The sequence below is a fragment of the Deinococcota bacterium genome (genome assembly GCA_030858465.1).
GTDB lineage: Bacteria > Deinococcota > Deinococci > Deinococcales > Trueperaceae > JALZLY01.
Window position 1 is genome coordinate 1 of record JALZLY010000277.1, and the last position, 6,766, is coordinate 6,766.

At 65.4% G+C, this 6,766-nt stretch carries 10 protein-coding genes; 6 read left to right on the forward strand and 4 right to left on the reverse strand.

Annotated features, from left to right (window positions below):
* Positions 1-384, reverse strand: a 384-nt coding sequence (locus tag M3498_14000) for a hypothetical protein (protein ID MDQ3460391.1), incomplete at its 3' end; no start/stop codon positions are given.
* Positions 381-932 carry an orotate phosphoribosyltransferase gene (gene pyrE, locus M3498_14005; protein ID MDQ3460392.1) on the reverse strand — a complete coding sequence of 184 codons (552 nt, stop codon included), beginning with the start codon at positions 930-932 and terminating at the stop codon, positions 381-383. The genes M3498_14000 and pyrE, both read right to left, overlap by 4 nt.
* Before the next feature lie 75 nt (positions 933-1,007).
* On the opposite strand from pyrE, the gene M3498_14010 reads away from it, so the two are divergent.
* The 3 genes from M3498_14010 to M3498_14020 all read left to right on the forward strand — a co-directional run bounded on the left by M3498_14010 (position 1,008) and on the right by M3498_14020 (position 3,006).
* Positions 1,008-1,517 (forward strand): HD domain-containing protein, encoded by a 510-nt coding sequence (locus M3498_14010; GenBank protein MDQ3460393.1) that lies wholly within the window; start codon positions 1,008-1,010, stop codon positions 1,515-1,517.
* Between the two features lie 120 nt (positions 1,518-1,637).
* Positions 1,638-2,189, forward strand: coding sequence for a Uma2 family endonuclease (locus tag M3498_14015; protein MDQ3460394.1), 552 nt, complete (start codon positions 1,638-1,640; stop codon positions 2,187-2,189).
* Positions 2,190-2,304: 115 nt separating this feature from the next.
* Complete coding sequence (locus M3498_14020) at positions 2,305-3,006, forward strand: metallophosphoesterase (GenBank protein MDQ3460395.1); 702 nt, start codon at positions 2,305-2,307, stop codon at positions 3,004-3,006.
* Positions 3,007-3,013: 7 nt separating this feature from the next.
* Here M3498_14020 and M3498_14025 read toward each other — a convergent pair whose 3' ends face one another.
* Positions 3,014-3,343: a rhodanese-like domain-containing protein gene (locus M3498_14025; protein MDQ3460396.1), complete on the reverse strand. Its 330-nt coding sequence runs from the start codon at positions 3,341-3,343 to the stop codon at positions 3,014-3,016.
* A 62-nt stretch (positions 3,344-3,405) separates the two neighbouring features.
* The gene (locus M3498_14030) at positions 3,406-3,936 is read right to left on the reverse strand and encodes a GNAT family N-acetyltransferase (protein ID MDQ3460397.1); all 531 of its coding nucleotides are present in this window, start codon (positions 3,934-3,936) and stop codon (positions 3,406-3,408) included.
* A 184-nt stretch (positions 3,937-4,120) separates the two neighbouring features.
* On the opposite strand from M3498_14030, the gene M3498_14035 reads away from it, so the two are divergent.
* From M3498_14035 to M3498_14045, 3 genes are all read left to right on the forward strand, one after another.
* On the forward strand, positions 4,121-5,173 hold the full coding sequence (locus tag M3498_14035; GenBank protein MDQ3460398.1) for a dipeptidase: 1,053 nt from the start codon (positions 4,121-4,123) through the stop codon (positions 5,171-5,173).
* A 100-nt stretch (positions 5,174-5,273) separates the two neighbouring features.
* Complete coding sequence (locus tag M3498_14040; protein MDQ3460399.1) at positions 5,274-5,831, forward strand: DUF488 domain-containing protein; 558 nt, start codon at positions 5,274-5,276, stop codon at positions 5,829-5,831.
* The gene (locus tag M3498_14045) at positions 5,804-6,250 is read left to right on the forward strand and encodes a DUF488 domain-containing protein (protein MDQ3460400.1); all 447 of its coding nucleotides are present in this window, start codon (positions 5,804-5,806) and stop codon (positions 6,248-6,250) included. The genes M3498_14040 and M3498_14045 overlap by 28 nt, the downstream gene beginning before the upstream one ends.
* The last annotated feature ends 516 nt before the right edge of the window (positions 6,251-6,766 follow it).

The window sequence follows — 6,766 nt, forward strand, 5'->3', positions numbered from 1 at the left end:
GACGACCTCGAGGCGGTCCTCGCCGACGGCGGCGGGGTAGGTGTAGACCCGCCGCCCCGGCTCGTCCTGGGGGCTTTCCAGGCGGTTGTCGAAGTTCACCCGGGTGCCGCGCGGCGGCGGCGGGTTCTGGGTGAGGGCCAGGAGTTCTTGGCACATCTCGGCGGGCGGCAGGTTGGCCAGCGCCATCAGGCTTCCCTCCTCGCGGCCCAGCCACTCGCGCACGGCCGCGTCGGCGACCGCTGCGGGGCCGGTCGCGGGGTCGGGCGCGGAGACGGTCACGGGGGTGGTTACGGGAAGGGTTACGGGAATGGTCGCCGGCTCGGGCGCGCTCTGGGCCAAGGCCGGTGGCAGGAGCAGCAGGGCGAGAACGAAGAAAACCTTCATACTTTCTCCAGCGGCAGGCCCCGGCGGCAGAGGGGGCAGTCGTCCTCGGCATAGCTGCCGAACTCGAGCCGGGCCAGCGAGCGGACGCTTACGTTCTTCGGAAAGCGCGCCTGACCCCGGTCGATGATGAGGCCGACGCCCAGGCAGACGCCGCCCCGCGCCTCGGCGGCGGCGGTCGCCTTTATCAGCGAGCCGCCGGTGGTGACCACGTCCTCGACGGCCAGGAAGCGCTCGCCGGGGCGGATGGTGAGCGCGCCTCTCACGGTCATGCCGCCCGCGCCGTCCTTTTCGGCGAAGAGGGCGCGGCAGCCGAGCGCCTTGGCGACGGTAAAGGCCAGGACCACCCCACCCATGGCCGGGCCGATGACGAAGTCGGGCCTCTCCTCGGCGAACAGCGCGGCCACGCCCCGGCCGATCTCTTCGGCCTGCTCGGGATGCTGCAAGACCGTGGTGGACTGCAAGAACGTGGCGGTGTGGCGGCCCGAGGCGAGGAGGAAGTGCCCCTCCAAGTAGGCGCCCGCGCCTTTGTAGAGAGCGAGAACATCCATCAGCGCCAGCATACCCCAGCCCGCTCAGCAGGGACGGTCGCAAGAGCGGCCGCAAGGGATGATAGACTTCACCGCGTGCAGGACGTTCTGGGCTGGCTCCTCAGCGCGCCGCGGCGGGCGCTGCGGGTCGTCCGGGCTGTCCTGCCCAGCCTGACCAGGCCCGACGACTCCTGGGCGGGGACCGTCCTTAGCCCCTCGGAGTACGCCCTCTACCTGAAGATGGACCCCCGCGACCGCCACCACGCCTGCACCGTGGCCAGGCTCGTCTTGCGGCGCCATCCCGCGGCCTCCGCGGAACTCCAGCGCGCCGCCCTCCTGCACGACGTCGGCAAGAGCTTGGCGCCCTACCGCGCCTTGGAGCGCGTCGCCGTTCACCTCTACCTGCCCCGCGGGCTGCCGCTCGAGCCGCGCTTGCGGGGCCTCAGGGGCATGTGGCAGCTCGGCCTCCACCATGACCTTTACGGCGCCCGGCTCATCCTCGAGGCCGGCGGCTCGGCGCGGGTAGCGGAGCTCGTCGCGAAACATCACCGGCCGGGTGACGACGCCGAGGCGCAGCTGCTCAAAGCCGTGGACGAGGCGTTATGAGGCCGCCCACCTCATCCTCGAACGTCGGCAAGGGCTGGCCCGCGTGAAAGAGGACCCCGACATACAAACTCCTCTTTTAATAAAGACCCTTTGAAGGGTAAACTATCGAAGGAGGACAGCATGACCACCCGGCCTAGCACAGTCACGGCTGAAGACCTGCTCGAGATGCCGGACGACGGCTTTTGCTATGAACTGTTGAGGGGGGAACTCAAAAAGATGGCTCTGGCAGGGTTTGAACACGGCTCCATTGCCATGGCTATCGGCACCTCGCTTACCAACCACGTCAAAAGCAAGGGTCTCGGCGTCGTCACTGCCGCCGAGACCGGCTTCAAGCTTGCCTCCGAGCCTGATACGGTCCGTGCGCCCGATGTCGGCTTCGTGCGCCGTGAACGCCTTGAAGAGGTCAAAGAGGTCAAAGGCTACTGGCCCGGTGCCCCGGATGTGGCTGTAGAGGTCACCTCGCCCGGCGACGCTCACAGCAAGGTGATGGAGAAGGCCCTCGAGTGGCTCGCCGCCGGCACCCGTATGGTGCTCGTGGTCGACCTGGGCCAGCGCACCGTGAGCGTCTACCGCTCTTTGCGCGACATCCACGTCCTGACCGAGAACGACGCCATCGACGGTGGAGACGTCGTGCCCGGCTGGACGATGCGGCTCGAGGATGTGTTCGCTTAGTCGAGGTTTCAGGCGGATGGCCGTGGGGGCTTGTCGGGGGCGCCCACCTCAACAGGCCCGACGCGCTTCGTCCAAGAGCTGAGCGGACGGCCTTCGCTTGGTAGACTCGTCACTCATGCGCGTCTTTGCGATTGCCGACCCTCACCTCTCCAGGGCTCAGCCCAAGCCCATGACCATCTTCGGCCCCACCTGGCAAGGGCACCCCGAAGCCCTGTTCGAAGGCTGGGCCGAGACCGTGGCCGAGGCCGACCTGGTCCTGGTGCCGGGCGACATCTCCTGGGCGCTTAAGCTCGAGGAGGCCATGCCCGACCTCGATGACCTCGCCGCCCTGCCCGGCCGGAAGTTGCTGCTGCGCGGCAACCACGACTACTGGTGGCCGGCCATCGGCAGGCTGCGCGCTACCCTGCCGGGAGGTATGGACGCCTTGCAGAACGATGCCATGCGCTACGGCGAGGCTGGCGTGGTGGTGGCGGGCACGCGCGGCTGGCTCAGCCCAGGCGGCCCCGACTTCAGCGAGGGGGACGAGAAGATCTACCGGCGCGAGCTGGGGCGGCTCAGGCTCTCGCTCGAGGCGGCGCGGCGGCTGCGGAGGCCGGACGACCGCCTCCTGATCATGCTCCACTACCCGCCCACCAACGCCCGGCTCGAGCCCTCGGGCTTTACCGAGCTCATCGCCGCGGCGCGGCCCGAGGCCGTCGTCTACGGCCACCTGCACGGCGGCGAGGCCCGGCGCGCGCTCGGCGAGGTGGCGGGCGTGCCGCTCCACTTGGTCGCCGGCGACGCGCTCGCGTTCAGGCCCAAGCTCATCTTGGAGTGAGGGGAGGTCAGGGTTCGGTGGTGGCCTGGGGTTCGCTGAGCTCGAGCTGCGCCCGGCGCCAGGCGACCATGCCGCCCGCGACGTTGTAGACCTCGCTGAAGCCGGCGGCCTCCAGGTAGAGGGCGACGAGGTCGCTCATCAGGCCGCGCTCGCAGATGAGGTAGACGGGCTTGTCCAGGGCCAGGTCGGGCAGTTGCCCGGCCTGCACCCCCTCGAGGCTGAGGTGGTGGGCGCCGGGCAGCGCGTCCTTCTCGTACTGAGCCAGCGGTCGGGTGTCGAAGGCCTGCGCCCCCTCGTGCAGGCGCGCCGCGAAGTCGGCAACCGCGATGGTCTTCACGCCGCCAGTATAGCCTACGCCCGGCCCCTGTCGCCATGACTAGGCTCTGGCTGCTTCATGGGCTAGAGGAGCGCTTTGGCGTACCAGTCGAGGATGGGCTGGGCGTCGATGGCAAAGCAGTAACCGAGCGAGCACCAGAAGCGCTGGGCCCTGGGATTCTGGCCGTAGATGCTGGCCAGGACGCGCTTGCTGCGGCCCCTCAGACGCGCCTCCAAGTCCTGGATGCAGCGCCGGCCGTAGCCCCGGCTTTGCAGCGACCTGAGGATGAGTAGCAGGTTGACGGTGGCGTCGCCCGCCTCGGGGTAATCCAGCTTGTAGTCGAGATAGCCGATGGCGTGGCGGCCGCTGACCGGGTCAAGAATGCCGTGCGCCCGGCAGTCGCCGTCCTCTGCCAAGACGAGCTCGGTGCGGCGGAAGGGGTCGCCGGCCGCGGCCTCGAGCTCCCGCTCGACCTCGGCGAGCGTCGGCGTGGGAATCGAGATGACCGAAAAGTATTCGGGTGTCCGGGTGTAGACCTGGTGGATGAGCAGGGCGTCGGCCGGTCCGGCTGGGCGGGTGGTGATGGTGACGGTCGTGACTGAGATAAGGTCCATAAAAGAAGGGCGCATCTAAAGGGCATATCTAAGCGTATCGCCTCTAAAGGAGGCGCTGCTGCTCGTCTCGGCGAACAATTCTTTATTTTCGGCTCAGTATATCCTGTCGTCGTAAGGAACAATGAGGCAGGCGTCACAGCCCGGTAGCCGGATATATCGCCGGCGCCAGAGGGTAGACTGGCCTATGGGACCATCCAGAGCAGCTTATGTCGACGGCCACCTCGACCTGGCCTTCAACGTCACCGCCTCGGCGCGCGACCTCACCCTCGAGCTGGACAGCTTGCGTTTGGGGGAGAACAAGCGCCGCCAAGAGGCCCTCGTCACCCTGCCGGAGTTGCGCCGGGGCGGGCTCAGCACCGTGTTCGCCACCCTCTTCACCATGCCCCGGCAGGCGGTCCGGCCGCCAGGCTCGAGGCCGCTTCCCGTGACCCACAGCTACGAGACGCCCGAGGAGGCCAAGGCGCTCGCCGTGGCGCAGTTGCAGCTCTATGAGGGTTGGGAGGACGAGGGTCTGGTCCGCATCCTGCGCTCGAGGAGGGACCTGGAGGCGCACCTGGAGGCTTGGACGGGGGGCGACGAGACGACCGCTCTCGTCCTCCTCATGGAGGGCGCCGACCCCATCGTCCGGCCGGACGACCTGGGCTGGTGGGTGGGGCGCGGCCTGAGGCTGCTCGGCCCCGCCTGGCAGCGGACCCGCTACTGCGGCGGCACCCATGCGCCCGGCCCCCTGAGCGACTTGGGCCGGGAGCTGGTCGAGGCGATGAAGGTGCTTCGCCTGCCCCTCGACGTCAGTCACCTGGCCGAGGAGAGCTTTTGGGACGCGCTCGAGCTCGGCCACGAGCTCATCCTGGCGAGCCACAGCAACGCCCGCGCCCTCACCGCCACCGACCGGCACCTGTCGGACGAGATGATCCGGGCGATCGGCGAGAGGGGCGGGGTGGTGGGCCTGGTCCTCGGCAACCCCTTCGTCAAGGACGGCGTGACCAGAGACAGCCCCAAGGAGAGCGTGACCTTGGCCGACGTCGGCGCCCAGGCCAGCCACGTCGCCAAGCTCATCGGCTGGGACAAGGTGGCGGTGGGCAGCGACTTCGACGGCGGCTTCGGGGTGCAGGAGACGCCCGCGGGCATCTTGCGCGGCGCGGACTTCGCCCGGCTGGGTGAGGCGGTGCCGGAGGAGGCTCGCGCGGGCTTTTTAGGCGAGAACTGGCTGCGCTTTTTGCGCCGCGTCCTGCCCTGACCTCGAGCGTGATCAGGCGCACCCGACTTTACGAGCTACGAGTCCGATAACCTCGCCGAAATGCCAGCCATTTTCGTAGGAACAGCTGCTAAACTAACTCATGCTCTTTACCATCGGTCATTCCAACCACAGTCTTGAGCACTTTTTTAAGCTTCTCGAGCAGCATGGCGTCGAGGTGCTAGCCGACGTGCGTTCCCAGCCCTACTCCAGGTATCTGCCACACTTTGGTCTCCGTCAGCTGCGGATAGCCATCAAGGGGAAAGGCGTCAAATACGTTTGGCTCGCGGCGCTTGGGGGACGTCCCAAAGAGGCGCGCTACTATGACGCTGAAGGACATGCCGATTATGCTGCCATGTCTCGAGCGGACTATTTTCTCGAGGGCTTGGGACGGTTAAAGCGTGGCATGGAGCAGTACCGCGTTGCCATCATGTGTAGCGAAGAGGATCCTGACGAGTGCCACCGCCGTCTTCTGATCGCAAGAGCGCTTTGCGAAGAGGACCCTGCGTATGCACGAGAAATCGCCCATATCCGCAAGGATGGAAAGCTCGAGGGCGAAGAAGGGAGGGGCAGTCGCGAGCAAGCGAAACATGTACAAGCCGCCCTGTGGGATAGCTCGCGACCGGAGGAAAGATGGCGGTCCCCCAAGCCTATACAATAGGTTTTACCCAAAAGAGCGCCGCGGCATTTTTTGATTTGCTGCGCCAGCAGGGCATCAGACGTCTTTTAGATGTGCGTATCAACAATACCTCACGGCTCGCAGGCTTTACCAGGAAAGAAGATCTAGCTTTTTTCCTGCGTGAACTGTGTGAAGCAGAGTACGTGCACGAGCCTTTGTTAGCCCCTACGAAAGACCTTTTAAAGAGATACCGCGATGGTGACATCAGCTGGTCAGACTACGAAAATGAGTTTTTGACCCTGATGCGCGAGCGGCAGGTTGAAGAGCACATTGCTCCTCAGCTTTTCGATGTGCCCACCGTTCTCCTTTGTAGCGAAGCGACGCCCGAACAGTGTCACCGTCGCCTTGTGCTCGAGTATCTTGGACAGGCATGGGGTGATCTTGATATCATTCACCTGTAGTGCCTATCGTGGTCAACCATCTGACCCGCATGCAAGCGGGCTATATTTGCATCGCCGGCCTCGAGCTTTTTAAGGATGCTGACGGTCGGTTTCGATTAGCTGAGCCCATCAGGCATATCAGGCCCGTAATCCGAGGACGCTTGAACATAGCTTTGCTTCATAGTTTGGGAGGGCCACCAACTGTTGGCTCGCTTATCGATTTAGGGGATACCTTACCGAAGCGCCCCAGAAAGCCCCTGGCTTTAGACATGGGGATGAATGGGGTGCTATACTGCTTGTAGGACGAAAGTTCAGAGCACAATGACAGTAGAGATACGCGGTTGCACAGACAAAACGCTCTGTGCGTAAAATCTCTGGCGTACAAAGAAACTCCGGTCCTTCGGGACTGCCCGTTGGTTCTTGAGGTTCCAACGGGCGGGGTGCATGGCACACCCCTAAGCTCGGTAAACTTGTCCAAACCTTGTTTGGCGTGAGTGAGAACGAGAATCCCCCGGCTTTAGCCGTGGGGAGTGTCAA